The sequence below is a fragment of the Streptomonospora arabica genome (assembly GCF_039531585.1).
In the GTDB taxonomy this organism is placed as follows: domain Bacteria; phylum Actinomycetota; class Actinomycetes; order Streptosporangiales; family Streptosporangiaceae; genus Streptomonospora; species Streptomonospora halophila.
Genome location: NZ_BAAAQI010000004.1, coordinates 42,108 through 66,674, shown reverse-complemented (window position 1 = coordinate 66,674; position 24,567 = coordinate 42,108). Strand labels below are relative to the sequence as shown.

The window sequence follows — 24,567 nt, the reverse complement described above, 5'->3', positions numbered from 1 at the left end:
CGCCGCCGATCGTGTAGCCGAGGTCGCCGGATTCCGGGCACCGGCCCGCCGTGCGGGGCGCGGTGCCGCGTTCAGCCGCTGCCCTGCACGGCCGCGTGCACGCCCGGCCGGGCCGTGCTGCCGCGCGGGGTGATGCGGGCGGCCGGAGAGCACCGCTCGGCCACGGGAAGGCCGTCGGCGGCCTCCAGCACCGATTCGGCGACCGTCATCCCGTGCTGGTGCACGTCCACGCTCATCGTCGTCAGCGGCGGCGAGGACAGCCGGCACTGGGTGGAGTCGTCCCAGGCGATCAGGCTCACCCGTTCGGGGACGGCCACGCCGAGTTCCTTGGCGGCCTGCAGCCCCGCCACCGCCATGACGTCGTTGTCGTAGAGGACGGCCGTGGGCGCCGGCGTGCGCCGCAGCAGCGCCGCCGTCAGGTCCGCACCGGCCTCGCTGGAGTAGTCGCCTTCGAGGACGACCGGCGGCTCGATGCCGGCCTCGCGGCAGCCCTCCTCCAGCGCGGCGGTGCGCTTGTGCGTGTGCAGCAGGGAGGCGGGCCCGCTGACCCGGGCCACCCGGCGGTGGCCCAGGTCCAGCAGGTGCCGCAGTGCCTCGTGCACCGGCGCGGTGTTGTCGGTGCGCACCGACGGTGCGGCCGGGGCGCCCTCCCAGGCGCCGACGAGGACCGCGGGCAAACCGAGTTCGGCGAGTACCCGCGGGCGCTCGTCGTCGACGGTCAGGTTCACCACGGCCACGGCGTCGACCAGGCCCCGCTCGGCCCAGCGCCGGTAGGCCTCCAGCTCGGCGCGGTGGTCGCCGACGATGTGCAGCAGCACCGACATGTCGCGTTGGGCGAGGCGCTCCTCGATCCCCCCGATGAACTCCATGAAGAACGGCTCGACACCGAGCAGGCGCGCCGGCCGGGCCAGCACCAGCCCGATCGCGCCCGCCGCGGCGACGGGGTGCTGCGGCGCGGTCATGCAGGACCGGCCGCGTGTACGGAAAGGCCGTTGGCGCAGCGCAGCACGAGCGGGGCGGTCAGCTCCCCCGGGTCGATGCGGGCGCCGGTGCGCACCGTGAACGACCGGGTCTCGCCGGCCAGCATCGGCACCAGCATGTCGTCGACCTCGGCGTCGGGCGCCGCCCGGTCGGCCAGCACGGCGACGTCGCGGGCGAACGACCGCGCACGGACGTCCACCCGATAGCCCTCGGGCACGGCGGTCGCCACGGCGCTGAGCGGCTCGGGGTCGTAGGCCAGCTCCGGGTCCTCGCGGAAGGTGTGGACGGTGCGGGCGTCGTCGGTGGCGGCCACGAGTAGCTCCTTGCCCGGGTCGGCCGGCGTGGTCAGCGACTCGGCCGGGTCGAGGCGGGCGGCCGACCGGGCCTGCACGGACAGCTCGATCTTAGTCGTGTCCAGCACCTCGCCCGCGAAGTTCTGGCGCTGGAGGCGCACGTGGCCGGACCAGGCCTCGCCGGTGTCGTTGACCGCGATCAGCGCGAGCCCGCCATCGCGCGGCTGGAAGGTGAGCAGGCGCGGCGCGTAGGCGCGGCGCAGCGAGTAGTAGAGCGGCTTGGGGCGCTCGTCGCCGTCGACCGCGGCCCACGAGGTCACCGGCCAGCAGTCGTTGAGCTGCCAGACCAGGGTGCCGGAGGTGCGCGGCCACCAGGAGCGGAAGTGCTCGACGCCGAAGGCCACCGCCCGCGCCTGGTTGAGCTGTGTGGCCCAGTGCCAGTCGGCGAAGTCGTCGGGAACGGGCAGGTGCCCCTCCATCCCCCGGTGCAGCTTGCCGTTGCCGTCTCCGGCCTTCTGGTGCAGCAGGAACGCCGGCGAGGTGGGGGTGAGCGGGGAGTCGTGGATCCAGTCGGTCAGGGTCGTCCACGTGGGCGGGCCCTGGAACCCGAACTCCGCGCAGAACCGCGGGACGGTGTCGCGGTAATGGGTGTAGTCGACCTGGTTCCACACCTGCCACTCGTGGCGGCAGCCGTGCTCGGGGTCGTTGGGGTGCAGCTCACCGGGGCGGTGTCCGGGGCTGCACGGGCTGCCGTCCACGTAGGGGCGAGTGGGGTCCAGCTCGGCGACCACGCGCGGGAACAGCTCGTAGTAGTAGTGCTCGCCCCAGGTGCGACCGGCCAGCGCCTCGGGCCAGCCCCAGTCGGCGAACCCCCACAGGTTCTCGTTGCCGCCGTTCCACACCGCCAGCGACGGGTGCGAGCTGAGCCGGGCGACGTTCTCGCGCGCCTCGGCCTCGAACTCGGCGGCCAGCGGCTCCTCCTCGGGGTAGGACGCGCAGGCCAGCGCGAAGTCCTGCCACACCAGCACGCCGCGCTCGTCGCACACGTCGTAGAAGTCGTCGGTCTCGTAGATGCCGCCGCCCCACACGCGCAGCATGTTCATGTGCGCGCCCAGCGCCTGGTCGACGCGGCGGGCCAGCCTCTCGCGGGTGATGCGGGTGAGGAAGTGGTCGTCGGGGATCCAGTTGGCGCCCTTGACGGCGATGGGGCGGCCGTTCACCGTGACTGTGAAGCGGGCGCCGATCTCGTCGGGCGAGGTGTCGACGTCGACCGTGCGGAACCCGATGCGCCGGTGCACGGTGTCCGCCTCGGCCTCCGACCCGCCCGCGGCCTCCCGCCCGCCCGCAGCCTGCTCGGACAGCGTGACGTCGAGGTCGTAGAGCGGCTGGTCGCCGTAGCCGACCGGCCACCACAGCCGGGCCTCGGGCACCTCGACGACCGCGACCGCCTCGTCCGCGCCCGCCGGGACGGCGACGCGGGTCTCGCGTCCGGCGACGCGGACCGCAAGCACGAGGCCGCCTCCGCTGCCCCCGGGCCCGGCGTGCTCGACGCCCACGTGCGCCTCGACGCGGCCGGTGCCCCGCCCGTCCACGGTGACCAGCGGGCGTACCCCGGTGATGCGGGCGCCGCGCCAGCGCTCCAGCCGGACCGGCTTCCAGATGCCGGCGGTCTGCAGGTCGGGGCCCCAGTCCCAGCCGAAGGAGCAGGCCATCTTGCGGACCATGTTGTAGGGGTGGGCGTTGGTGTGCGGGCGGTGGCCCAGCCGCTCACGCTCCCGTTCGGCGTACTCCAGGGCGGGGGAGAAGTCGACGGTGAGCTCGTTGGCTCCGCCGCGCAGCGCCTCGCGGACGTCGAAGCGGTAAGCGCGGTGCATGTTGGCGGTGCCGCCGAGCAGCCGGCCGTTGAGGCGTACCTCGGCGATCGTGTCCAGCCCGTCGAAGGCCAGGTCCACGCGCTCGCCGGGCCGCGGCGCGTCGGCCTCGAAGGTGCACGTGTAGCGCCACGACGTGCGGTGGGCCCAGGCGAGGTCGGTCTCGGCGGTGTCCAGGTAGGGATCGCCGATGAGTCCTGCGGCGAGCAGGTCCGTGTGAGCGCTTCCCGGCACCTGCGCCGGGACGCTGCGCCCGGCGATCTCCTCGGGCACCGGGCCTCGTGTCGTGGACAGCAGCCAGTCCTCGTGCAGGGTCTGACGCATCATCTGCGATCACTCCAGGGTGCGCCCGCCGCGCGGCGGGGTGGTGGGGGCAAGTCGGCGGGGGATGCGGGGTGCGACGGCCGGGACGTCTGCGGACAGATTCTTACGTCACCAAATTAAGTAAGTCAATCACGTTGGTCTGCCGACGGCCCGGACCGAGTCGTGGTGGCACAGCGACGCACCGCCCGTTGGCTCCCCCGTGCCCTGCGCATGCGGTTGCGGTGGCGACCTCGCCGTCGACCAGCGCCGACGGCGGCCTGCCGTGCGCCCCGCACCGGGGCCGACCTCGGCCCGCTGACCGGAGCCGACCGGGAGGACCGGCGCCCGCCCACGCGGCCCCAGCCTATCGGCTTCTCTCCCGACGGCCCCGCGGCGGCGTCGGTGCTGCCCGAGCAGCGCCGGCCGGCCGGGCACCCCCGGTGTCGTTGCCGACCGCGCGGGCGCCTACTTCTCCGCCGCGTTCCGCGTCGAGCGCGCAGAGCGGGAGACCGACCCCGACCGGCCGGTCGGCGACCGGATCACGGCGCGAGCCGCGGACGACACCGCCGGCCTCGGGCTGGGCAGGGAGATCGAGGTGTGCCCGGCCGGTTGTGCTGCGCCGGCGCGCCGCCCTCGCCGACCGCGCCCGACACCCCCTGCACCGTCGACGCGGTCAACCCGGTGCTGCCGGTGCCGCCCGAAGCCGCCGAACTGCTCGACTCCACCGGCCGCCGCATGCGCGAGCGCACACCGCAGCGCACCCCCTTCACCCGGGGCGTTTGGGTGCGCGAGGGCCGCACCGGCTACGACTCCGCCTACCTCCTCGCAGCCGGCTCCGCCGGGTTCGGCGCGCGCCTCGGGCGAGGTTTCGGGCGAGCACCCGGTCGGGCGACAACCGCAGCTCCGCCGAACGCACCTTCCACGCCGGGATCTCGCCGCAAGGCTTCGGCGAGCCGATGCTCGCGCCAAGGCGCCCTGGAGCCCGGCGCCGCCTCCACCCCATCCTGGCAGTACGCCTCACACAGCGACGCGGGACCGCGCCCACCGCCACCTGCGCGGCCGCGGCAACCACCCCGCATCGCCGCGACCCGTGGTCAACACCTGGACCGGCTACGCGAGCCGGCCGACGCCGCCCCCTCGGTCGGGGTGAAGCGGTTCGTCCTCCACGACGACTGGTTCGGCGGCCCCCGCGCCGACGCCCGAGGGCCGGGCGACCGGTACGTCTCGCCGAGGCCCGGCGGCCTCAATCCCCTCGCCGCCCGTGTGCCGGGACCGGGCATGGAGCTCGGCATCTCGGTGAAGCCGGAGATGGTCGACGAGGACTCCGAGCTCGCCCGCGCCCACCCCGACGGGATCATGGCACCCCGCCCCGGCGCCCGCCTGCGCGGCCGCGCTCGCTCGCAGCGGTGCTCGGCCTCGGCCGACCGGAGGCCCGGGGCCCCACCCTCCAGCGGCTGGACGCGCCGCTCACCGAGCACCCCGTCGCCTACCTGGAGTGGGAGACCACAACCGCGGGTCCCGCACCCGGTCAGCGGCGCCGCCCCGCCGCGCGGGCCCCGAGGGGCGGGCGGGACGGGGCGGCGCCGCTCAGCCGCGCCGGTCTAGCCTTCGCAGACCGAGCCGTTCACCCGGAACTCCTCGGGAGCCGGGTTGGTGGCGGTGATGGTGCCCTGGAGGCCGAAGCGCCGGGATCCGCCCGCCGGGATCACCCGGTTGTAGTCCAGGCCGCTCGCCGAGACGGTCGTGCCCTCCTGGCTGACGTCGGCCTGCCAGGCGGTGGTGACCTGCTGCCCACCGGTGTAGTCCCATCGGGCGGTCCAGTCCTCGATCGGCTCGTCGCCGGTGTTGGTCACGACCACCGACGCGCTGAACCCGTCGCCCCACTCGCTGTCCACCGTGTAGTCGACGGTGCAGCGCACGGGCGGGGGCAGCGCCTCGAAGCCGACGCGGTGCAGGCCGCCGGGCAGGTCGGTGACCGCGTACAGCTCTCCCGACGCGTCGGCTCCGAACGCGGTGACCTGGATCGGCAGCTCACCGATGTGCTCGGTGGTGTAGCCGCCGTCACCGGTGCGCCGGATCCCCCAGGTGTTGGCGCTGCAGTAGTCGGTCATGACGTAGGTGCCGCCGGCCAGGTCGGCGTACTCGTCGCCGCGGTAGACCACGCCGCCGGTCACCGAGCAGTTGCCGTCCAGGTGGTCGTAGGCGAAGACCGGGTCGGTGTAGTCGGCTCCGGTCTCGCACCGCTCGGCGTCGAACTCCTCTGAGCCCTCGCGGCAGGGCCAGCCGAAGTTGGTGCCGCCCTCGCCCGCGGGCAGGTGGTTGACCTCCTCCCAGCTGCCCTGGCCGACGTCGGCGATCCACAGCGAGCCGTCGGCCGGGTCGAAGGAGAACCGCCAGGCGTTGCGCAGCCCGTAGGCCCAGATCTCCGGGCGGGCACCGGGATCGGACACGAACGGGTTGTCCTCGGGGACGCAGTAGGCGAGGTCGCCGCAGGAGTCGCTCACGTCCAGCCGGACGATGCTGCCCAGCAGCGTGCCGAGGTTCTGCCCGTTGTCCAGGCTGTCGCCGGCGTTGCCGCCGTCGCCCAGGCTCCAGTACAGGTAGCCGTCCGGGCCGAACTCCACCTCGCCGCCGTTGTGGTTGGTGTACTCGCTGTGCGGCTCGGTCAGCAGGACTTCTTCGCCGTCGGCGGGGACGCTCGCCTGGTCGGGGCTCTGCATCGGGAAGCGAGAGAGGGTGAGTTCGCCCTCGTCGGCGCTGGTGTAGGCGGCGTAGAGCGCGGGATCGTGCTCGAAGTCGGGCGCAAGCGCGATCCCCAGCAGTCCCTGCTCGTTGCCCTCGCTGGTGATGCGGTCGCCGATGTCGAGCAGCGGCTCGGCGGCGAGCCCGCTGTCGGGGTGGTAGACGCGGACCGCGCCCGCCTCCTTCTCCGTGATGAACATCCGCCCGCTGCCGTCGCCCGGTGACTCGATGTCGGTCGGCCGGTCGAGGCGGTCGGAGTCGGTGCGGGTGCTGGTCACCTGCAAGCGGTTCAGCGGTAGTCGGGCATCCGCGGTGGCGGACGGCTTCTGGTCGGCGGCGGAGGCGGACTCGTCGGACGCGGCCGGTCCGGCCGGGCCCAGCGCCGCGAGAACGAGTGCGCCAGCGGTCGCGGCCAGCCGCCGCGCCCGTCGGTGGTTCGACATTTTCGGCTCCTGGGAATACGGAATCGACCCACTCGGCACGCGAATCCCCCAGTGTGTGCCACCTCGCTCGGAGTGGTGTGTGCGGCCTTGAGGGTAAACCGGTAAAGCTCCCGGCCGCCAGGGATGTACGAGGTTTCGTGGGAGGGCTCCCACGGATCGTGCCTGGTCGATTCGGATAAACCCGCCGGAGAAATTCCGCGCGGAAAGGGCAGGCGAGTGGCGCGGCCCCGACTCCGCCGGCCGCGGCGGGGCCGGGGCCGAGCGCATGCCGGCCCCGAGGAAGCCGTGCGGCGGCCGGGTCTACAGGTTCCGGCGCCTGATGTCCCACTCGGTGGAGCACAGGCCGCAGTCGGACCCGGTGAACGCCTGTCCGGCCTGCAGGTCGCCCTTGAGCCGCCACTTCAGCCACAGGGCGCCGACCCGGCCGTACTCGCCGCCGTCCGGCTCGCCGAACGTGCCGGTGTGGCCCACGTCCAGGCTGCCCAGGAACGCCGGGAGGCCCGAGGGGATCCGGTCCCAGTCGTCCAGGGCGTTCTCATGGGCGATGTCGTCCGGGCCGCCGGTGAAGTAGGCGATGGGCGCGTGGAGTCGGCGCAGGCGCCAGTTGTCCAGGTCGCTGAGCATGCCGCTGTTCCACAGCACCGTGGTGTCCACGCGCTCGTCGCCGGAGGCCTCGTAGGCCTCGATACCGCCGCAGGACTGGCCCATCACGGCGATCGAACCGGTGTCGAGGCGTCCCCGGTAGGGGCTGAACAGTCGGCCGTTCTCCTCTACCGCCCAGTCGATCGCCTCGGTGAGCATGTCGGCGTCAGTGCTGCCGGACCCGCCGGGGCGGCCGTTCGCGATCACCAGGAAGCCGTGCGAGGCGATCTCCAGCAGGAACTTCTCGAACATCGTGCCGTCGGCCAGGCATCCGCCGTTGCCCCAGACGACGATCGGCAGCCGCTCGTTCGCGGGCAGGTCTGCCGGGCGGTAGACCGTGTGGCCGTACAGCCGGAGCGTGGTCGTGTATTCGGCGTCGTAGGGGCCGGTCCCGGCGGCCGAGGCGGAGCCGGCCGAGCCCGCGAGAAGGGCGGCGGCCGTGATTAGAGCGACGACCGCGGCGGAAAACCGGTGGGCGGGGTTTCGTGATCTCATTCCGCTGCTCCTCGAAATCCGTGCTGGGGGATGGTCCGGTACGTTCTCCGGTTTGGCGACCTGCGTCCCCTCCGCGGGAGCGCTTCGCGTCGGATTCTGCACAGCGCGCTGCAAACCGAATATTCGGCATCGGGAAAACGGAGTCAACGCCGGACCGGGAACACGGGTGATTCCACCGATGCGGGTTCGGTGACGGGTTAACCAAAAATGGCGCGGGAAAACAGCGGAGAACGGCTCGGAAAGCGCAAAGGATGCGCGCGTCCCGTCCCGCGGCCGCGGCCGCCGCCGCGCCCCGGCGCGGCGGCGGGGCGGTCCTGTCGGCGGGGCGGGGCCCCGCCCCGCCGCGGTGGGTGGTGGCCGGTCCTGGGACACCGTCTGCACGGGCGCGGTACTCCCCCGCGCCCACGGTCCGGCCCGGGGGTCGGTGAAGCCGACGTGGCCGACGACGCGCAGCCGAACGGGGAGAGGCCGTGCGCGACCGTGGGGAGCGGTCACGGCGACCGGCGCTCTCCGTCGAACAGGGGCGGGTCGCGCCCGGTCGCGCCCGCAGCCCGGTACGGCCGCGGCGGTAGACTGCCCGCGTGCCGGAGGCGCCCGCGCGCATCGCCGCAGGTGCGCCGGGTGGCGACGGGGGAAGTGAAGCGGAGGTTCCAGGTGGGCGCGCCGGCTCGGGCAATACCCCACGCGAGCAGCCGGGCGGCCGTGCTCGACGTGATCCGCGCCGCCGGCACCATCAGCCGCGTCGGCCTCATCCGGGCCACCGGCTTCACCGGCGCGACGATCTCCACCGTCGTCCGCAAGCTCATCGAGGACGGTCTCGTCGTCGAGACCGGCCGCGCGGAGTCCACCGGCGGCAAGCCGCGCGTGCTGCTCCAGCTCAACCAGTCCTCGCGCTACGCCGTGGGCGTGCACCTGGACCACTCCGGCATCGCCTACGTGCTCACCGACCTCGGCGGCTCGGTCGTGGCCCGGATGACCCGGGCGGGCGCGGGAACCGACGACCCGCCCGCCGTCGTGGAGCGCATGGCCGCCGAGGTGTCGACGCTCATCGAAGGCGTGGGGGTCGACGAACGGCTCGTGCTGGGCGTGGGCCTGGTCTCGCCCGGGCCGCTCACCCCCGCCGCCGGCATGCGGCTGGCCCCGCCGATCATGCGCCACTGGGAGGACTTCCCGCTCGACGAGGAGGTGCGGCGGGCGATCGGGCTGCCGGTCGTGCTCGGCAACGACGCCACCGCCGCCGCGCTGGGGGAGTACTGGTCCGGAGCGGTCAGCGGCGCCTCGACCTTCGCCGCCGTCTACGTCTGCACCGGCATCGGCTCGGGCATCCTCATCAACGGCATCCCGTACCACGGCTCCAGCGGCAACGCCGGCGAGATCGGGCACATCTGCCTGGACCCCGACGGCCCCGAGTGCTGGTGCGGCGCGCGCGGGTGCACGGAGGTGATGGCGGGACCGGCCGCGGTGGTCGCCCGTGCCCGCGCGGACGCCGAGGTCGCGCGTGCGGCGGGGCTCGACGACGAGGGCGCGCGCCGCCACTCCTCGGTGGCCGCCGACTTCGCCGCCGTGGCACGCGCGGCGCGCCGCGGCGAGCCCGGCGCCCGCGCCATCGTCGACCGCTCCGCGCGCTACCTGGCGGTGGCCACCCGCACCCTGGCCAACGTGCTCGACCTGGACCGCGTCGTGCTCACCGGGCAGAGCCTGGCCGTGGCCGGATCGATGTACCTGCCGGTCGTCCAGGAGGAGCTGGACCGCTCGTTCTTCGCCCGCGCCACCCACCCGGTCGCGGTGCGGATCTCCACGTCGGCCGCCACCGCACCGGCCATCGGCGCGGCCACCATGGTGCTGCAGTCGGAGCTGGTCCCGCTCCAGGCCGGCACCCGCATCCCCGGCGACCTCGCCGAACCGGAGCAGGCCGCCGCCCGCCCGGCCGGCGGCTGAGCGCGCCGTAACCGGGGCGCGCTCCCGGCCCGGTCGGCTCCCGGTGCGGCGCGTGCCGCACCGCCCGGCCGCCACCGCGGTGCATCAGGAGGCCGGCGTGTAGGCGAGGTCGAGTACCCCGGACGACAGGGTCCTGCTCCGGGTCAGCGCGAGCTTGTGCGTCGCCGTGTCCTCGAACAGGCGCTGACCGCGGCCGACGACGATGGGATGCACGAGCAGGCGCAGCTCGTCCAGCAGGCCGCCGGCCAGCAGCCGGCGCACGGTGGTCGCGCTGCCCGACATGCCGATGTCGCCGTCGGTGGCGTCCTTGATTCGCCGTACCGCCTCGACGTCCCGCAGCACCGTGGTGTTCTGCCAGGCGGGGTCCGTCAGCGACGACGAGAGTACGTACTTCGTGGCCTCGTTGAAGTGGCTCGCGAACGGCTCGTCGGTGCTTTCGGGCCAGTAGGCGGCCCATTCGTCGTAGAGCGTGCGCCCCATGAGGAACGCGGTGTTCGCGGCCATGCCGTCGCTGACGACGGCGCCCATGTCGTCGTCGAAGTACGGGAAGTGCCACTTGTCCGGCGCCTCGACGACGCCGTCGAGCGAGATGAAGAAGTTCGAGATGATCCTGCCCATGGTCTCCTGCCCTCTCTGCGGACGCGGGTGTCCTCCGAGGTCAGGCTAGGAGCGGCCGCAGGCGTCCGTCTTGTACAGCAGCGACAGCGGTTCGCCGGCGTCCTCGCGCCGCAGCTGCGTCGCCGTGCGGCCGATGTAGCGCGTGAGCGAGCGGGCCAGGTGCGGCTGGTCGTAGTAGCCGAGCCGGTGCGTCACGTCGAGGGGCGCGGCGCCCTCGGCGAGCAGGACCGCCGCCTGGCGGGCGCGTTCGATGCGCTGGATGGCACCCTGGGCCAGGCCGGTGGACGCGGCGACGCGCCGCTGCACCGAGCGCGTGCCGGCGCTCGGGGGCGCGCCCCCGAGCGCCTCCGCCACGAGCGGGTCGCGCACCAGCACCCCCGCGCGGACCAGGCGGGCCGCGAACTGCTCCGCGGTGGAGAAGCCGGGCAGGGGCCACTCCTCGCCGCGGAGCACGAAGGAGCGCGGCGTCGCGTGCGGGGACTCCAGCTGCGTGTTGACGAGCCGCGGCACCGGCAGGTGCGGCATGCGGGTGCCGTGCGAGAACGTGATCCCGAACGACTCGGAGCCGTCGGGCACCGCGGCCGCGCTCGCCGCAGTCTCCGGGCCGCGGACCGCGGCCCGGACGACGCCCTGCTCCGTCCAGAAGACGAGTTCCCAGTTCGCCGTGGCCACCGACGTCATCCGCTCGACACCGCAACTGCGGCCCCGCCACACGCGTGCGATGTAGGGCGAGTCCGACTCCCGGTCCTCGGTCTCCAGCGCCATTCCGCCTCCCCGGTCCCCCTGGCCACCCGGGCCCAGTCTGGCGCGTGCGGCCACCGCCGCGGAAGCGGGTTCAGCCCACCGCGCATCTACTCCATCTGCAGCGTCTCACCGGACTCCAGCAGCGTCTTCAGGTTGGACAGGATCGCCGGCCAGCCCTGGCTCACGCTCTGCAGCATCGCGCTGCCGGGCTCGAAGTCGTCGTGTGTGACGGTCAGCTTCACCGCCGCGCCGGCGGGCTCGACGTCGAAGGTGACCTTCGAGCGCCGTTCGCTCCGCCGCCGCTCGATCTCCTCCAGGCTCCAGCCGGTGTGCTCGGCCATCTCGGGCTGGTAGGTGTGCCAGCTGTAGGAGAGCCGGCGCGGAGGGTCGGCTTCGAGGACCCGCTGGTCCCAGTCGTGCCACTCGTCGTCGGCGGTCATCTTCCACAGCACCGGCGAGCCGGGCTTCCAGTCGGAGCCGGGGCCGCCGCCTTCGAAGTAGCGGCTGATGAACGCGGGATCGGTCAGCGCCTGCCAGAGCCGCTCGGGCGTGGTGCTGATGTAGGTCACGTAGACGAAGCTCGTCGCGCCGCCGGTGTCGTCGCCACTCATGGGACTCCCCTCCAAAGCCTGTTTCAGGTCGGCGAGGGCGCGCGCCCTCGCGCGGTCGTAGCGGTGGATCCAGCGGTCGGCGATGTCGTTGATGGGCGCGGCGTTGAGGAAGTGCAGCTTCTCCCGGCCGCGCCGGGCCGTGGCCACCAGCCCGGCCGCCTCCAGCACCGCCAGGTGCTTGGCGACGGCCTGGCGCGTCATGTCCAGCTCGGAGCACAGCTCGCGCAGGCTCTGCCCGTTGCGCGTGTTCAGCGCGTCGAGCAGCCGGCGCCTGCTGGGGTCGGCCAGTGCCTTGAAGACCTCGTCCATTCCGTCCAACGATCCTAAATGCAACCGCTTGGTTGCTTATCAGTTTAGGCAACCTAGAGGTTGCATGTCAATGGATGTGCGGGTGGGGCACAGTGCCGGTTCAGCGGGGAGCGCGCGGGGATGAGCAGGGGCTATGGTGCGCCGCAGTGCGGCGGCGGTGCCCTGCACCGCCGCCGCAGCGGCCCCGGACACGAGGGCCCGGCGCCGCCGGGCGCCGGGCCGCGGCCGCCGCGAGGAGGCCGCGGGGAGGAGGCCGCGCGACCCGCGGCGCGGCCTCCTCCCCGCGGCCGTCACCAGCGGTGGTGCACCTGGGGGCGGATCAGCTCGTCGTAGACCTCGCGGACGGTGCTGTGCACCTCCGGCGGAAGCGGCGCAAGGAAGGCCGCGGCGGCGTTGCCGCGCGCCTGCTCGGCGTTCCGCGCGCCGGGGATCACCGTGCTCACGCCCGGCTGGTCCAGGATCCAGCGCAGCGCGAACTGCGCCATCGTCATGCCGTCGGGTACGGCCTCGCGGATGCGCTCCACCGCCGCCAGCCCGGTCGCGAAGTCGACGCCGGAGAACGTCTCGCCCACGTCGAACGCGTCGCCGGCGCGGTTGAAGTTGCGGTGGTCGTCGTCACCGAAGGACGTCTGCGCCGTGTACCGGCCCGACAGCAGTCCGCTGGCCAGCGGCACCCGCGCGATGACGCCGACCCCGGCCTCGCGCGCGGCGGGCAGCACCTCCTCCAGCGGCTTGTGCCGGAAGGCGTTCAAGATGATCTGCACACTCGCCACTCCGGGCCGCTCGATCGCCGCGAGCGCCTGCGCGCAGGTCTCCACGCTGACCCCGTAGGAGCGGATGCGGCCCTCGGAGACCATCGCGTCCAGGTCGTCGAAGACCGCATCGGACGCGTAGACCGCATCGGGCGGGCAGTGCAGCTGCACCAGGTCGATCGTGTCCACGCCCAGGTTGGAGCGGGAGTCGTCGTTCCACGACCGGAGGTTCTCCGGGTTGTAGTTCCCGGCCTCCTGGGGCGCGCGCCGTCCCATCTTGGTCGCCACGGTCAGGTGCGGGTACTCCTTGAGGATCTGCCCCACGAGCCGCTCACTGCGGCCGTCGCCGTAGACGTCGGCGGTGTCGATGAAGCTGACCCCCGACTCCACGGAGGTCCGCAGCGCCGAGAGCGCGTCCTCCTCACTGACGTCACCCCACGCCGCCCCGATCTGCCAGGCGCCGAAGCCGACTGCGCTGACGCCCCTACCGGTCTTGCCGAGCTTGCGTTCGTCCATGGCCACCGACCCTAACGGGCCCCCGAACCGCTCCCAACGCCCCGCACCCTCCCCGACGCGGGCACGGCCGGGGCCACCGCGGTACAGACCAATGCGCCGCGGCAGGGGCCGGGGTCGCGCGCCGCGGCCCGGTCGGGGGTGCGTTCGGGCAGCCGGGCGTAGAGTGTCGCCGCGGACTCCGCGGCGGGTGCGGCGGGGGCTGAATCCGCCTTCGCGACTGGAGGAGACGTGGCTCCGACGACGCTCATCCCCGGGTTCGACGCGGCCGACCTCGACACCGGGGAAGGCGTCGGCATCCGCGCGGCGACCGGCGGGAGCGGACCGCCGGTTCTGCTGCTGCACGGGCACCCGCAGACCCACGCCACCTGGCGCGACGTCGCCCCGATGCTGGCGGAGCGCTTCACCGTGGTCGCGACCGACCTGCGCGGCTACGGCGACTCGGCCAAGCCCGGCAGCGGCGGCGACCACGCCCCCTATAGCAAGCGGGTGATGGCCGCCGATCAGGTGGCCGTGATGCGCGAGCTCGGCCACGAGCGCTTCGCGGTCGTCGGGCACGACCGCGGCGGGCGGGTTGCGCACCGAATGGCGCTGGACCACCCGGGCGCGGTCGAGCGGCTGGCGGTTCTCGACATCGCGCCCACCGCCACCATGTACGCGCGGGCCGACAGGGACTTCGCCACCCGGTACTTCTGGTGGTTCTTCCTGATCCAGCCCGAGCCGCTGCCCGAGGAGATGATCGCCGGCGCCACCGAGACCTACCTGCGCATGCACCTGAGCGGGCAGAGCCGTACGGAAGGTGTGCCCGCGGAGGACCTGGTGCAGGAGTACCTGCGCTGCTACCGCGATCCGCGCATGGTGCACGCGGTCTGCGAGGACTACCGCGCCGCCGCGAGCATCGACCTCGACCACGACCGCGAGGACGCGGCGGTGGAACGGCTGCTGACACAGCCGCTGCTGGCACTGTGGGGCGCCGAGGGCACGGTCGGCCGGACCTACGACGTGCTCGCGACCTGGCGCGAGGTCTCGACCGGATCGGTGGACGGCCAGGGCCTGGCCTGCGGGCACACCCTCCAAGAGGAGCTGCCCGACCAGGTGGCCGACCACCTCACCGGGTTTCTTGCGGGGTAGGGGAGTGGGGAGTAGAGGAAGGTCGGGTTACAGCTCGGCAGTCCTGGCGGCGGTGAGGAAGGCCGCCCACTCGGAGGCGGGGAAGTCCAGGTGGCCGAGGGGGCGGTGCTGGGTGTCGCGAATGAGGACGGAGGGCGTCGGAGTGGCGACCTCGACGCAGTTGGCACCGCCTGTGCTGTAGCTGGACTTGCGCCAGGCAACTTCTACGCAGTTGGCGCCCGTCCCATTGCTGTAGCTGGACTTAGTCCATCTCTCCATGGTGCTCACCGCTTATCGTGCCTATGAGTTCGAGGGAGGCGGAGGGCGATAGAGCCTCGCCCAGCAGAGTCTCGAAGAAGGTGATCAAGTCGTCTACCTGCTGCGCTAGTGCCTTGACCTCTCCTCCAAGAGCATGCTCAACATACCCGATTGTGTTCGCCCCCTCGATGGTCATCACTCTGAACGCCTCGCACAGCGCTGCCGGAGCCGGCGCGGAATCGGGAATGACCTGAATCCGAACGACGCCCTCCGTGCACAGCTTGGTGAGATGCGCCAACTGGCCCCGCATGATGGCTGGGTTCCCCATGTTCTGGGTAAGCGCTGCCTCTCTGATGACGAACCACAACAGAGGAAGCTCTCCTTGCCGCAGCTTCTCCAGCCGATTCAGCCGGGTCTCGACCAGGTGATCCACCTCTTCCTGCGAGGACGTGATTCTCCGCGTGCGTATAAGGGCGCGCGCATAGTCGCGCGTCTGAAGGATCCCCGGAACTATCTGTGCGTTGAACTCCCTGATCTGCCGGGACTGCTGCTCTAGGTGAAGAACGTCGCGGAAGCCCGCAGGTACGTTCGACGCCGTCGTAAGCTCGTCCCAGATCTGGCTCAGGATTCCGCCTGTTGCCAACGTGGTGTCGAAATCGGCTACTTGGTCCTTTTGTGGACGACGTTGGGCTCGCTCGATCGCCCCGATCATGGCGTGCGACAGGCCGACCTTGATGCCTAGGTCGCGCTGCGTCATACCTGATGCAGCCCTTGCCTTTCGCATCTCATCGCCAAACTTGGCCCACCGTGCTCGCTCTTCGCGGCTCATGGAAACAGGTTGCCAGAGTCTGGATACAACCGGCTACAGATTTCCGCAACAAGCGACAACAATGTCACCCCTATGGCTAGCTCCGCGAGCAGGTGACACGGTGGCTATTGACACGGCAGGAGATCTGCCAAAGCAGTCGAAAACGGCCCTGGCCGGTGCAGCAACACCGAACCAGGGCCTTGACCCCCAACCTGCAACACCAGGTGGAGACCCGTGTGCAACACTATCGGCCCAATTCGGACCCGAACCGCCCAACCACCGCCACTGCCACCGCCGCCACAACCACCACGCTCCCGCCGCCGGTACCGGCCGCGACACGCGCTCTCCTCCCGCATCCGGCCCTACGTCCTGCTCATCCAGGAGCGCGGCGAGCTGTTCGTCTCCGGCTTCTCCCGCCTCCCCGACTTCACGCTGTTCTGGGGAGGTTGGCGATGACCGCCGCCGCCCGCACCCGCACCCCCTCGCCCACGCGCGTCCGCACCCGTACGCGCACCCGCACGTTCCCCGGACGCCGCACCGGCGTCGCCGACGCTCGCCACTGGCTGGAGGGCGTTCTCTCCCGGGCGACCGACCCGCCGGTACCGGAGTCGACCGCAGCCATCGCCGCGTTGCTGCTGTCGGAGTCCGCAGCCAACGCCGTGCGCCACACGGCGTCGGGCAGTCGGCCGGGCGGCACCTTCACCGTCCGGGTGCGCATCGGCGACGCGCTCACCGTCGACGTCGAGGACGAAGGCGCCGCCACCGTCCCCACCCTCGGCACGCCCGGCGGCGACGACGAAACCGGGCGCGGCCTCCTCCTTATCGACGCCTTCGCCGACGCCTGGGGAGTCCGGCCCGAGGGACGCGGCCTCTACTTCACGCTCGCCCCATACGACTCTCCGACCCCCCGGCGGTGATGCGGCCATGACCACACGACAGTCAGACGGCGCCCCGCACGGCGACCACCGCGAACCCGCGGTCATCGACAGCCCGCACACCGACGGACTCGACATCTGCTTCGATGCGCCGAGCAGGGTCTTCACCATCACGCTCGCCCCGGGCGTCCAAGCCCGACTGCACATGGGCGCCGCCGACGTCCACGAGCAGCGGCGCTGGCTCATCGAGTTGATCAACCACCTGACCGTCACCGAGCGGTCCCTGCGCTGGGGCTGGGTTCCCCCGTCCCTGCGCACGACCCAAGGGTGACACCGCGCCCCGGCGCGGTCGGCTCGCAGGGGTGGCCGACCGCGCCGAGGGAAGCCTTGCAGGCCGCAGACGCCGGCGGGGCAGGGACCGGCGGGCGCGGTTCGCCTAGCCGAGGTCTGCGATCTCGGCCTCCACCTGCGCGGCCCTGGGGTCTTCCATGGACTCCAGGATGTCCAGGGCGGCGGTGAGCTGGGTGCGCGCGTCTTCGGGCCGGTCGGCGGCGGCCAGCGCCCGGCCCGCGCCCGAGCGCGCCACGGCGACGCCTTCGAGGTGGCGGGCCTCCTCGAAGACCGCGGTGGCCGCCTCGTACTCCGCCACGGCCTCGTCGAAGCGGCCCGCCGCTGAGAGGACCGCGGCCAGCTTGCAGCCGGCCCACGCCGCGGTCCAGGTGTCGGCGATCTCGGTGAACAGCGCGATCGCGGCGCGGACGTGCTCCTCTGCGGCGCCGGTGCGGCCCTCGTCGCGCTCATAGGCGGCCAGGCTCAGCAGCGCCATGCCGCGGCCGCGCCGCTCGCCGGCGCGGTGGAACACGTGGGTCGCCTCCCACAGCAGCGCCTCAGCCTGCGGGTCGCGGTCGCGCTCCCAGCGCAGCTCACCGAGCTGGCGCAGCGCGAAGCCCTCCGTCCAGCCGTCGCCCGCCTCGCGCGCACCGGCCAGCGCGGCTTCGTAGACGTCCAGGGCGGTCGCGATCTCGTCGCGCGACCACTCGGCGTCGCCGAGCCCGACCATGTTGCGCGCCTCGCCGTACCGGCTGCCCGCGGCCCGCGCGGCTTCGAGGCCGATGAGGTGGATCTCGCGCCAGTCCGACCAGTGCCACCCGTACTCGAAAAGCGGGTAGGCGGTCGCGGGCAGCCGCCACGCGAGGTCGTCGAGCCGCTGTTCGAGCGCGGCGCGCAGCGTCTGCACGATGCCGTCGCGTTCGGCGGCGAACCACGCGACGGCGTCCGCGGGCGAGCCGAACTCCGGCGCGTCGCCCCGCTCGTAGCCCTCCAGCGGCACGAAGCGGAAGTTCGGCAGGATGACACGCACCGCTTCTCGGGAGCTCCTCAGGTACCAGCCGCCCAGCCGTTCGATCACCGCGGCCTCGCGCCCTTCGGGCTCCTCGGTGCGGAACCGCTCCGCGGCGTAGACCCGCAGCAGGTCGTGCATGCGGTAGCGGTCGTGCCTGAGCCGCTGCACCAGGCTCGCCGCGGCCAACTGCTCCAGCAGCCGCCGAGCCCGGGAAGGGCGGAGCCCGGCGGCGACCGCGCAGCCGGCGGGGGTGAAGTCGTCGCCGGGGTACACGCCCAGGCTGCGGAACAGCCCGGAGGCCTCGTCCTGCAGTGCGCTGTAGGAGGCGGAGAACACCGCGCGGACGTCGCTCAGCTCGTCGCCGGTGACGCCGAGCGCGTCGAGCCGCTCGTCCTCGGCGGAGAGCTCGGCCGCGATCGTGGAGAGGGGGAGGTCGGGCAGTTCGTTCAGCCGCTCGGCGAGGACGCGCAGCGCCAGGGGCAGTCGAGCGCAATGGTCCACCAGCGCGCGGGCGGTGCGGGGCTCGGCGTCGACGCGCGCCGCACCCAGGTGCTCGCGCAGCAGGGCGAGCGACTCCTCGACCGAAAGCGTCTCCAGCGTCACTTTGCGCGCCCCCTCGCGGAGGGAGAAGACCACGAGTGTTCAGGCTCCGTTGAGTCTGGGGCGGAGGAATGCGGGACGGCCGTCGAGGTCGGCGGTGATGATGCGTTCGATTGCGATGGCGACTTCGCGCAGCAGCGCCTCCTGGGGTGTTGCGGGGATCGGACGGGAGGGCGAGTGGTTGAAGAGACCACGCGGAGCCTTTCGTCAGAGGGCGTTCCTGCCTTGACTCTTATCGGCATGGGCATGGTCGTGTCAGTCGAACGGCGATTCACCCGGCTATGCGGCGTTCTCCTGGTTTAAATCCATCCGGCACCTATGGTCGTTCAGGGATGGAAACACTGGATTGCCGGGAGAAGCGGCGAACGCGAATCACGCGTGTTCAGGAGGGCGCAAGCGCCAGTCGTGACAGGGTCCGGCAGGAGCCTCAGGGAAACTCGCGGGATGGGCGCCTGAGAAGCTGAGGCAATGGGGTCCGCACGCGCGAAGCGCCGATGACGGCTCGCCGTCGAGCACAAGCCGCACCGCTCCGCCGAGCCGAGCCCCGGCCACCGGCGGTGCGGCTCCGTCCGAAACGTCCAGCGTGCGCTCGGCGGCGGGCTGTGCCGCGCGCTACGCGAACCGCACCCACTGCCGCAGCCCCGGTGGTGGCAATGAACCTTCACCGGCTTCGTGTTCTCACCGATTTTGTAGTTACCGCCGCGACACGCCGCCGACAGCGGCAGTAGCTACAAGATCGGCGGGCTATCGGGGACGCATGGAACTCGGAAAGGTCTCCGGTCAACCCACTCTAAGCGGTTTCGCTCTGTCTGAATCGCTCGATCGCCTCGATCACGATCTCCGGATCGATGCGGACCGCCGCCTCTCCTTCGAGAGGGTTCTGTACTTCAGACATCTCGGAACCGGTCAGCTCTACACCCTGAACGACCAGGTCGCCTGTGTCGGCGACGTAGACCGAGGGGCATCCTTTGCCGCCGGACAGCTTGTCCTTCGCGAGCAAGGTGAGTTTCATGGTTATCCTGCTTTCGATAGAGGGCGGGCAAACTCACGCTAACATGCGTAATTCGGGCTTTCCAGGGTGATTCCGGTCGTAGGGACTACGACAATGACGTACTTGGCCCGGGGAAATTCGCCGAAGTGCTGGCCAGCGGAGCCTGTCGCGGGACGAGGCGGTGGGATGCCTTCCCTCCATGCCGACTCTTCGCTGCATCGCTGAGTCGGCCTCCGGAGCTGGTGAGCGGAGAGGCCGAGGTCCACGCGCGGGTGCGCCTGGGGGAATCCGGGAAGGCGTGGCACGCGCGGGCGCTCGGGGATCCGGACCAGAGCACATGATGCCTGCGGACGCCGGTTCCACCATTGGCGTCGCTGTGCTTCAGCGGCGTGCGGCGCATGGCCATAGCGTCGGCCCATCGCGGGGCGGGGCAACGGGTGGGGCCCTGCTCGCTGCGGTCCTCGACCGCGCCTTCGGGTACCGAAGTGCGCATGGGGCCTGCTGGACGTCAAGTCGCGCAACCATCGTGCCCGCACCCTCTACGAATCGGCGGCTTGAGCCTCGTCGGAACCTGCACAGCAGTTGTCGCGGAAGATGACGGCACCGCACTGACCTCCGCTCATGGAGCGGCTTCCCGGTGCGTGCGGCGGCTCCGGCCGCGCCTGCGGTTCCCCGCACGCGGCCCCGGTGGTCAGGACTCCAGTTCCCCCATCGCGCCCTGGTCGCGCGCCCACAGGTGGGCGGTGATGGTGGCGGCCATCATGAGGGCCCGGGCGCCCTCTTTGCCCTCGTCGCAGAGCAGGCACGCGAGGTCGTGCTTGGGCTTGGTCACCTCGGTCCGCACCGCCTCGACCGTGTTGAGGCGGAGGTGGCCGTACTCCCAGCCGTCCGAGGGCACCCATTCGACGCCGGTGAGCTCGCTGAGCCGGATTTCGCGGCGATGCGCCTTCTTCTTGCGCGCGGCCGCCGAGACGCCGGTCCAGATCAGCCGCACCGTCGCGCCGTCGAACACGGCGGCGCCCTCCGACGTCTGGATGTGCAGGGGCAGCGGGCGCACGAGGCGGGTCGCCAGGCGGGGGTCGGGGCCTGAGCCGCCGGCCTCCTCGGCCGCACGGTGCGCGGCGAAGCGGATCTGGTCGGCGAGGTACTCGGCGACCAGTTCGCTGCTCGCCGGCCCCACCAGCCGGAAGGGCTCCGAGCCCTCGCTCAGCATCGCGCCCGCGGCGGCGTAGGGGTCGGTCCGGTCGTGCAGCCGCAGTCGCAGCGTCCAGCGCTTTCGCCTGCTGTCGGCCAGGTCGAAGTCGACAGCGGAGATCGCCGACACGGGGACCGTGCACCGGCCCAGCTCCTTGAGCATGGCGTCCTTGAACGCGCCTGTGTGGAAGCGGATGTCGACCGACTCGCCGTCGAAGGTCCACTCCGCCCGATCGCCGCGCAACACGTCCATGGACGCCGATCCTAGACGCCGAGCCCCGTCCTGCCGACCCGGCACCGTCCTCGGGCGTCCGGTCCCGGCCGTGTTCCCCTGCGGCTCGTGCGCGCCCGCTACGGCCGCATCCACCGGGCCTTGCAGAAGCAGTACAGCCCGTAGGAGACCAGGCCGAAGGCGATGGCGCCCAGCAGCAGCGGTCCGGCGGGGGCCTGGCTGACCGTCCGCAGCGTGTCGTCCAGGCCCTGCGTGCTGTCCGGAGCCCGGACCAGCGCCGCCCGGACCACGAAAGCGCCGGCCAGCGTGACGATCGACAGCCGCGCCAGGTTGCCGGGAATGTTGATCGCCACCACGGCCGGGCGCAGCCGGCGCGGCATCGCGGCGAAGTCGATGTCGTGGGTGTAGGCGTTCCTGCGGACCATGGTGAACGCCAGCGCCGCGCCGAACCCGACGAGCGTCAGACCGATCAGCGCTACCAGGACCCGGCCGTAGGGCAGCGACAGCAGCTGCGCCGTCAGGTGCTCGCTGCGCCGGTCCTGGTTGGTCGCCGCCGCGCCGACCGCTACCCGCAGGACCGTGGCGAACAGCAGGCCGTAGACGACGCTGCGGCCGACGGCGGCGACCCGCCGCGTGGTCCACACCCGCAACCGCGCGCCGAAGACGAGCAGGGCCAGTTCACGCAGCGCGAGGCCGCCGAGGCCGCCGAGCGCGACCCAGAGCGCGATCCCGCCGACGGGGGTGGCCGCCACCATCTCCAGTGCGCCGCGGGCGCTGGCCTGCTCGCCGGAGTGGCCGGTGGCGGCGATGTGGGCGCTGATGTAGCCCACCAGCACGTAGAGCAGGCCCTTGGCGACGAGGCCCACGCGGGCCGAGAACCGCAGGGCCGTACTGCCTGCGGCGTCGCCGCCGGCGCCGCGCGCCTTGCGCTCGGTCTCCTTCGCCGGGTCCGCGGCCGCCTCGCCGTCTCCGCTCGGCGCCTCGGCCGGAGGAGCGGACCGGCGGTCGACGGGGCGGCGATCGGACGTGCCGCCCCGGTGCGGGCGCCCGATCTTGCGGTCCTCCCGTCCGGGGCCGCGGAGCGCGAACATACCTGTCCCGCTTGCCCCGGCCCGGTGCGGGCAAACACCGCCGCCACCGCCCGATCCGCGGCGGCGCGCACGAGGGCTCGGGCCTCCTCCCGGCCGGCGCACTGGTTGCGGTCCGGGGTAGCGGGTGCGCGACCGTGACCGAATCCGGGCTCTGACCTGGCATTCCAGGATCGCGTGGAACGTTTGCCGTGCCGGTGCCGGGAGCAGGTACGCCACGGCGATCGGACCCGCGGTGACCGCACGGATTCGGAGAGTTCCCGAATGCGTCGCAACGTCCCCCCAGCAGCGGCACTGCGCCGCGGACACGGGGCCGCGACCGCGCGCCGACGGACCCTTGACCGCGTGCACAGGAGGCCACCGCATGGCCATGGACTACACCGGCTTCGCCGCCGAACTGCGCGACCTGGGCGACCCCCTCGCCGATGAGGTCGTCAAGGAACTGCTGGACGAAGGCCGGATCAACAGCGTCAACAACCTCTTCCGCGAGATCGGCGCGGCCGATTCCCCGATCCCGGGGCAGACCCCCGGCGCGCTGCGCGAGTTCTTCGAGTCCACGCGCGCCTTCCCCGACTGGGTGGAGGACTCGCGCCTGCGCGACACCGCCGCATTCTTCCGACACCACCACATGGCCGCCTCGGCGATGCAGGCGACAGTGGGGCTCGTGGGCACCTACCTCTCGCCGGTGGGCGCCTACACGCTGCACTCCACCCACCGGCTCTCCCACCAGCCGCACCGACGGCTCTCCCAGTCGACGCGGATCTTCATGGGCATGGGCGACTCCGACGCTTTCACCGAGCACTCGAAGCTCGTGCCGACCTGCCAGAAGGTGAGGCTGGTGCACGCGGCGATCCGGGAGCTGCACCGCCGCTCGGGCGAATGGGACTACGAGGCGATGGGCATGCCCGTCTCCCAGCTCTACACGGCCGGAGCGGCGCTGGTGTTCTCGGTGGGCGTGCTCGACGGCATGGAGAACATCGGGCTGACGGTGGATCGCGACGAGGCCGAGGGGTTCATGTACGCCTGGGCGATCGTCGCCCACTTCCTCGGGGTTCCCGACACCTACATCCACGAGGCGATGAGCTCCCACACGCGTGCCGCCGACCTCTGGCACGAGGGGCGCGAGCACGAGTGGGCCTCCAGCGAGGAGGGCATCCTGCTCACCCGGGAGTGCATCGACCTGTACGAGTCCTACATGCCGCCGGGCTTGGAGGGCGCGGTACCGGCGTTCCTGCGCCAAGCGCTGTCCGACCGGTTCGCCGACATGGTCGAGGTGCCGACCTCCGCGTTCGACCTCGGCGCCGACGCCGCGTCGGTGGGCGCCTCAACGCTGCTGGGCTCCCCGGTCGGGCACAACCCCGTGTCCGACGAGGTCATCGGGCATCTGGGCAAGGCGGTGGAGCGCGTCTGCCGTGAGGCGTTCACCGCCGGGCAGGAGACCGAGCCGCAGATGGCCGACCGCATCGGCTGACCGGCGGCAGGCGTCGGCCGCCTCGTCCGAAGAGGCGGTCGGCGCAGGCGGCCCCCGGCTCCCCCACGGACTGCCGGGCCGGCGCCGTGCGGAGGCCGCCGCGATCGGCGCGGCGGCCGCGCGCTACGGTGCCCGGGTAGGCAGTGCGGCTCGGCTCACGCCGCTTCGGCCGCCCGAGCCGCGGCGGCACGCGGGCGGCGGCCCGCGCAGCGCGCGTCCCCGCCCCGAGGGTCTCCGGTGCGGTGACCGGGCCGCCGGCCGGGCCGCGCCGGCGACACGCGGTGTCCGGCGCGGAAGCGAGTCGCCGAGGAGCCACCGTGACCGGACCCGCCCCCGAGAGCGCGTCGGACGAAGGGACCGATCCGGACCGGCCGGCCGTGCGTATCGGCCTGCGCCCCATCGCCAGCCCCGCACCGGTGGGCTTCATGGCGCTGGCGGTGGCCACCCTGATGCTCAGCTCGCTCCAACTGGGCTGGCTGCCCGCAAGCGAGCGGGACCACGTGTCCCTGGTGCTGATCGCCTTCGCCTTCCCGCTGCAGCTGCTCGGCTGTGTTTTCGGCTTCCTGGGCCGCGACATCGTGGTCGGGACCGGAATGGGAATGCTGGGCGGTACCTGGCTGTCCACCGCGGTGGTCTCGCTGACCTCCCCGCCGGGCGTGATCGCCGTTCCCACGCTCGGTGTGCTGATGCTGGCGGTTTCGGTGGGCCTGCTCGTGCCCGCAGCGGGTGCGGCGACGGGCAAGCTGCTGGCCGCGGCCGTGCTGCTGGCGGCCTCGGCGCGCTTCGCGCTGACCGCCGGCTACGAGCTGACCGGGGCGCCGATATGGGCGACGATCTCCGGAACAGCGGGGGTCGCGTTGAGCGTGCTGGCCCTCTACGGTGCGCTCGCGCTGCTCATCGAGGACATCAGCAAGCGCACGATCCTGCCCGTGTTCCGCCGGGGCGGCAGCCGGGCATCGATGCGGGGCAACCTCGGCTCCCAGTTGGGCAGCATCGAGCGCGAAGCCGGCGTGCGCGAGCAGCTCTGATTCAGCACGCGCCGGCAGGGGGCTCCGCCCCGGCACTGTCGGCGCTCGGCGGACGGGCTCGCGCGCCGCCGCTCGCCGCGCCCGGCGCACACGACGAGGAGGCTTCGCATCGTCGTGCCGCGGCCGACGGGGGCGCTGCAGGCGATTCCCGGCGGCGTCCTGCGGTGCGGTTCGCGCGTGCTCGGGCGCGTGGAGGGACTTCGGCGCCCGATCACGGTGAAAAAGGATGCGGGAGTCCGCTACCCGAATTTCGGGCCTCCTGAACAGTGAAACAGGGAAAGGGGAAAGCGCCGGCCGTTTTCCAGGGGCACGCGA

At 72.5% G+C, this 24,567-nt stretch carries 21 protein-coding genes; 7 read left to right on the top strand and 14 right to left on the bottom strand.

Translation table 11 applies throughout. The annotated features are described in order from the left end of the window. Positions 1–71: 71 nt before the first annotated feature. Positions 72–962, bottom strand: a complete 891-nt coding sequence (locus tag ABD284_RS08785; RefSeq protein WP_344142113.1) for a LacI family DNA-binding transcriptional regulator — start codon at positions 960–962, stop codon at positions 72–74. Further along, entirely contained in the window at positions 959–3,472 is a 2,514-nt protein-coding gene (locus ABD284_RS08780) for a glycoside hydrolase family 2 protein (RefSeq protein ID WP_344142112.1), read from the bottom strand. Before ABD284_RS08780 ends, ABD284_RS08785 begins: the two co-directional genes overlap by 4 nt. A gap of 207 nt (positions 3,473–3,679) precedes the next feature. On the opposite strand from ABD284_RS08780, the gene ABD284_RS25760 reads away from it, so the two are divergent. After that, the gene (locus tag ABD284_RS25760; protein ID WP_425573284.1) at positions 3,680–5,053 is read left to right on the top strand and encodes an alpha-galactosidase; all 1,374 of its coding nucleotides are present in this window, start codon (positions 3,680–3,682) and stop codon (positions 5,051–5,053) included. Here the strand turns inward: ABD284_RS25760 and ABD284_RS08775 are convergent. Further along, positions 5,050–6,633 (bottom strand): PQQ-dependent sugar dehydrogenase, encoded by a 1,584-nt coding sequence (locus tag ABD284_RS08775; protein ID WP_344142111.1) that lies wholly within the window; start codon positions 6,631–6,633, stop codon positions 5,050–5,052. The genes ABD284_RS25760 and ABD284_RS08775 overlap by 4 nt on opposite strands. A 300-nt stretch (positions 6,634–6,933) precedes the next feature. Next, positions 6,934–7,770, bottom strand: a complete 837-nt coding sequence (locus ABD284_RS08770; protein WP_344142110.1) for a poly(ethylene terephthalate) hydrolase family protein — start codon at positions 7,768–7,770, stop codon at positions 6,934–6,936. Between the two features lie 702 nt (positions 7,771–8,472). Here ABD284_RS08770 and ABD284_RS08765 point away from each other — a divergent pair. Next, the gene (locus ABD284_RS08765) at positions 8,473–9,708 is read left to right on the top strand and encodes an ROK family protein (RefSeq protein WP_344142109.1); all 1,236 of its coding nucleotides are present in this window, start codon (positions 8,473–8,475) and stop codon (positions 9,706–9,708) included. An 84-nt stretch (positions 9,709–9,792) separates the two neighbouring features. On the opposite strand, the gene ABD284_RS08760 is transcribed toward ABD284_RS08765, so the two are convergent. From ABD284_RS08760 to ABD284_RS08745, 4 genes are all read right to left on the bottom strand, one after another. After that, complete coding sequence (locus tag ABD284_RS08760; RefSeq protein WP_344142107.1) at positions 9,793–10,326, bottom strand: dihydrofolate reductase family protein; 534 nt, start codon at positions 10,324–10,326, stop codon at positions 9,793–9,795. A gap of 45 nt (positions 10,327–10,371) precedes the next feature. Beyond that, positions 10,372–11,091: a helix-turn-helix domain-containing protein gene (locus tag ABD284_RS08755; protein WP_344142106.1), complete on the bottom strand. Its 720-nt coding sequence runs from the start codon at positions 11,089–11,091 to the stop codon at positions 10,372–10,374. Positions 11,092–11,177: 86 nt separating this feature from the next. Further along, positions 11,178–11,990, bottom strand: coding sequence for an ArsR/SmtB family transcription factor (locus ABD284_RS08750; RefSeq protein WP_344142104.1), 813 nt, complete (start codon positions 11,988–11,990; stop codon positions 11,178–11,180). 290 nt (positions 11,991–12,280) lie between these two features. Beyond that, positions 12,281–13,258, bottom strand: a complete 978-nt coding sequence (locus ABD284_RS08745) for an aldo/keto reductase (protein WP_344142103.1) — start codon at positions 13,256–13,258, stop codon at positions 12,281–12,283. A 228-nt stretch (positions 13,259–13,486) separates the two neighbouring features. Here ABD284_RS08745 and ABD284_RS08740 point away from each other — a divergent pair, with 228 nt between their 5' ends. Further along, the gene (locus ABD284_RS08740) at positions 13,487–14,386 is read left to right on the top strand and encodes an alpha/beta fold hydrolase (protein ID WP_344142102.1); all 900 of its coding nucleotides are present in this window, start codon (positions 13,487–13,489) and stop codon (positions 14,384–14,386) included. 27 nt (positions 14,387–14,413) lie between these two features. Here the strand turns inward: ABD284_RS08740 and ABD284_RS08735 are convergent, their stop codons facing one another. Together ABD284_RS08735 and ABD284_RS08730 are read right to left on the bottom strand one after the other, a co-directional pair. Continuing rightward, entirely contained in the window at positions 14,414–14,644 is a 231-nt protein-coding gene (locus tag ABD284_RS08735; RefSeq protein ID WP_344142100.1) for a DUF397 domain-containing protein, read from the bottom strand. Then, entirely contained in the window at positions 14,628–15,452 is an 825-nt protein-coding gene (locus ABD284_RS08730; RefSeq protein ID WP_344142099.1) for a helix-turn-helix domain-containing protein, read from the bottom strand. Before ABD284_RS08730 ends, ABD284_RS08735 begins: the two co-directional genes overlap by 17 nt. Before the next feature lie 431 nt (positions 15,453–15,883). On the opposite strand from ABD284_RS08730, the gene ABD284_RS08725 reads away from it, so the two are divergent. Together ABD284_RS08725 and ABD284_RS08720 are read left to right on the top strand one after the other, a co-directional pair. Then, positions 15,884–16,348 carry an ATP-binding protein gene (locus ABD284_RS08725; protein WP_344142098.1) on the top strand — a complete coding sequence of 155 codons (465 nt, stop codon included), beginning with the start codon at positions 15,884–15,886 and terminating at the stop codon, positions 16,346–16,348. Positions 16,349–16,355: 7 nt separating this feature from the next. Then, the gene (locus ABD284_RS08720) at positions 16,356–16,637 is read left to right on the top strand and encodes a hypothetical protein (protein WP_344142097.1); all 282 of its coding nucleotides are present in this window, start codon (positions 16,356–16,358) and stop codon (positions 16,635–16,637) included. A gap of 105 nt (positions 16,638–16,742) precedes the next feature. On the opposite strand, the gene ABD284_RS08715 is transcribed toward ABD284_RS08720, so the two are convergent. From ABD284_RS08715 to ABD284_RS08700, 4 genes are all read right to left on the bottom strand, one after another. Continuing rightward, positions 16,743–18,284, bottom strand: coding sequence for a tetratricopeptide repeat protein (locus tag ABD284_RS08715; protein WP_344142096.1), 1,542 nt, complete (start codon positions 18,282–18,284; stop codon positions 16,743–16,745). Positions 18,285–19,038: 754 nt separating this feature from the next. Continuing rightward, on the bottom strand, positions 19,039–19,260 hold the full coding sequence (locus tag ABD284_RS08710) for a hypothetical protein (protein ID WP_344142095.1): 222 nt from the start codon (positions 19,258–19,260) through the stop codon (positions 19,039–19,041). Between the two features lie 670 nt (positions 19,261–19,930). After that, positions 19,931–20,686: a DUF4429 domain-containing protein gene (locus tag ABD284_RS08705; protein ID WP_344142094.1), complete on the bottom strand. Its 756-nt coding sequence runs from the start codon at positions 20,684–20,686 to the stop codon at positions 19,931–19,933. 98 nt (positions 20,687–20,784) lie between these two features. Beyond that, on the bottom strand, positions 20,785–21,756 hold the full coding sequence (locus ABD284_RS08700) for a DUF1206 domain-containing protein (protein WP_344142092.1): 972 nt from the start codon (positions 21,754–21,756) through the stop codon (positions 20,785–20,787). Positions 21,757–22,117: 361 nt separating this feature from the next. On the opposite strand from ABD284_RS08700, the gene ABD284_RS08695 reads away from it, so the two are divergent. Together ABD284_RS08695 and ABD284_RS08690 are read left to right on the top strand one after the other, a co-directional pair. Continuing rightward, positions 22,118–23,224 carry an oxygenase MpaB family protein gene (locus tag ABD284_RS08695; protein WP_344142090.1) on the top strand — a complete coding sequence of 369 codons (1,107 nt, stop codon included), beginning with the start codon at positions 22,118–22,120 and terminating at the stop codon, positions 23,222–23,224. Positions 23,225–23,541: 317 nt separating this feature from the next. Then, a complete protein-coding gene (locus ABD284_RS08690) occupies positions 23,542–24,252 on the top strand; it encodes an acetate uptake transporter family protein (protein WP_344142089.1) in 711 nt (236 codons plus the stop codon). Positions 24,253–24,567 lie beyond the last annotated feature (315 nt).

Bases quoted from the DNA above. Each gene is read 5' to 3' on its own strand.
- ABD284_RS08705 (WP_344142094.1), bottom strand. From the start codon at position 20,686: ATGGACGTGTTGCGCGGCGATCGGGCGGAGTGGACCTTCGACGGCGAG.
- ABD284_RS08770 (WP_344142110.1), bottom strand. From the start codon at position 7,770: ATGAGATCACGAAACCCCGCCCACCGGTTTTCCGCCGCGGTCGTCGCT.
- ABD284_RS08710 (WP_344142095.1), bottom strand. From the start codon at position 19,260: ATGAAACTCACCTTGCTCGCGAAGGACAAGCTGTCCGGCGGCAAAGGA.
- ABD284_RS08730 (WP_344142099.1), bottom strand. From the start codon at position 15,452: ATGAGCCGCGAAGAGCGAGCACGGTGGGCCAAGTTTGGCGATGAGATG.
- ABD284_RS08745 (WP_344142103.1), bottom strand. From the start codon at position 13,258: ATGGACGAACGCAAGCTCGGCAAGACCGGTAGGGGCGTCAGCGCAGTC.
- ABD284_RS08695 (WP_344142090.1), top strand. From the start codon at position 22,118: ATGGCCATGGACTACACCGGCTTCGCCGCCGAACTGCGCGACCTGGGC.
- ABD284_RS08780 (WP_344142112.1), bottom strand. From the start codon at position 3,472: ATGATGCGTCAGACCCTGCACGAGGACTGGCTGCTGTCCACGACACGA.
- ABD284_RS08720 (WP_344142097.1), top strand. From the start codon at position 16,356: ATGACCACACGACAGTCAGACGGCGCCCCGCACGGCGACCACCGCGAA.
- ABD284_RS08755 (WP_344142106.1), bottom strand. From the start codon at position 11,091: ATGGCGCTGGAGACCGAGGACCGGGAGTCGGACTCGCCCTACATCGCA.
- ABD284_RS08750 (WP_344142104.1), bottom strand. From the start codon at position 11,990: ATGGACGAGGTCTTCAAGGCACTGGCCGACCCCAGCAGGCGCCGGCTG.
- ABD284_RS08725 (WP_344142098.1), top strand. From the start codon at position 15,884: ATGACCGCCGCCGCCCGCACCCGCACCCCCTCGCCCACGCGCGTCCGC.
- ABD284_RS08760 (WP_344142107.1), bottom strand. From the start codon at position 10,326: ATGGGCAGGATCATCTCGAACTTCTTCATCTCGCTCGACGGCGTCGTC.
- ABD284_RS08775 (WP_344142111.1), bottom strand. From the start codon at position 6,633: ATGTCGAACCACCGACGGGCGCGGCGGCTGGCCGCGACCGCTGGCGCA.
- ABD284_RS08700 (WP_344142092.1), bottom strand. From the start codon at position 21,756: ATGTTCGCGCTCCGCGGCCCCGGACGGGAGGACCGCAAGATCGGGCGC.
- ABD284_RS08735 (WP_344142100.1), bottom strand. From the start codon at position 14,644: ATGGAGAGATGGACTAAGTCCAGCTACAGCAATGGGACGGGCGCCAAC.
- ABD284_RS25760 (WP_425573284.1), top strand. From the start codon at position 3,680: ATGCGGTTGCGGTGGCGACCTCGCCGTCGACCAGCGCCGACGGCGGCC.
- ABD284_RS08785 (WP_344142113.1), bottom strand. From the start codon at position 962: ATGACCGCGCCGCAGCACCCCGTCGCCGCGGCGGGCGCGATCGGGCTG.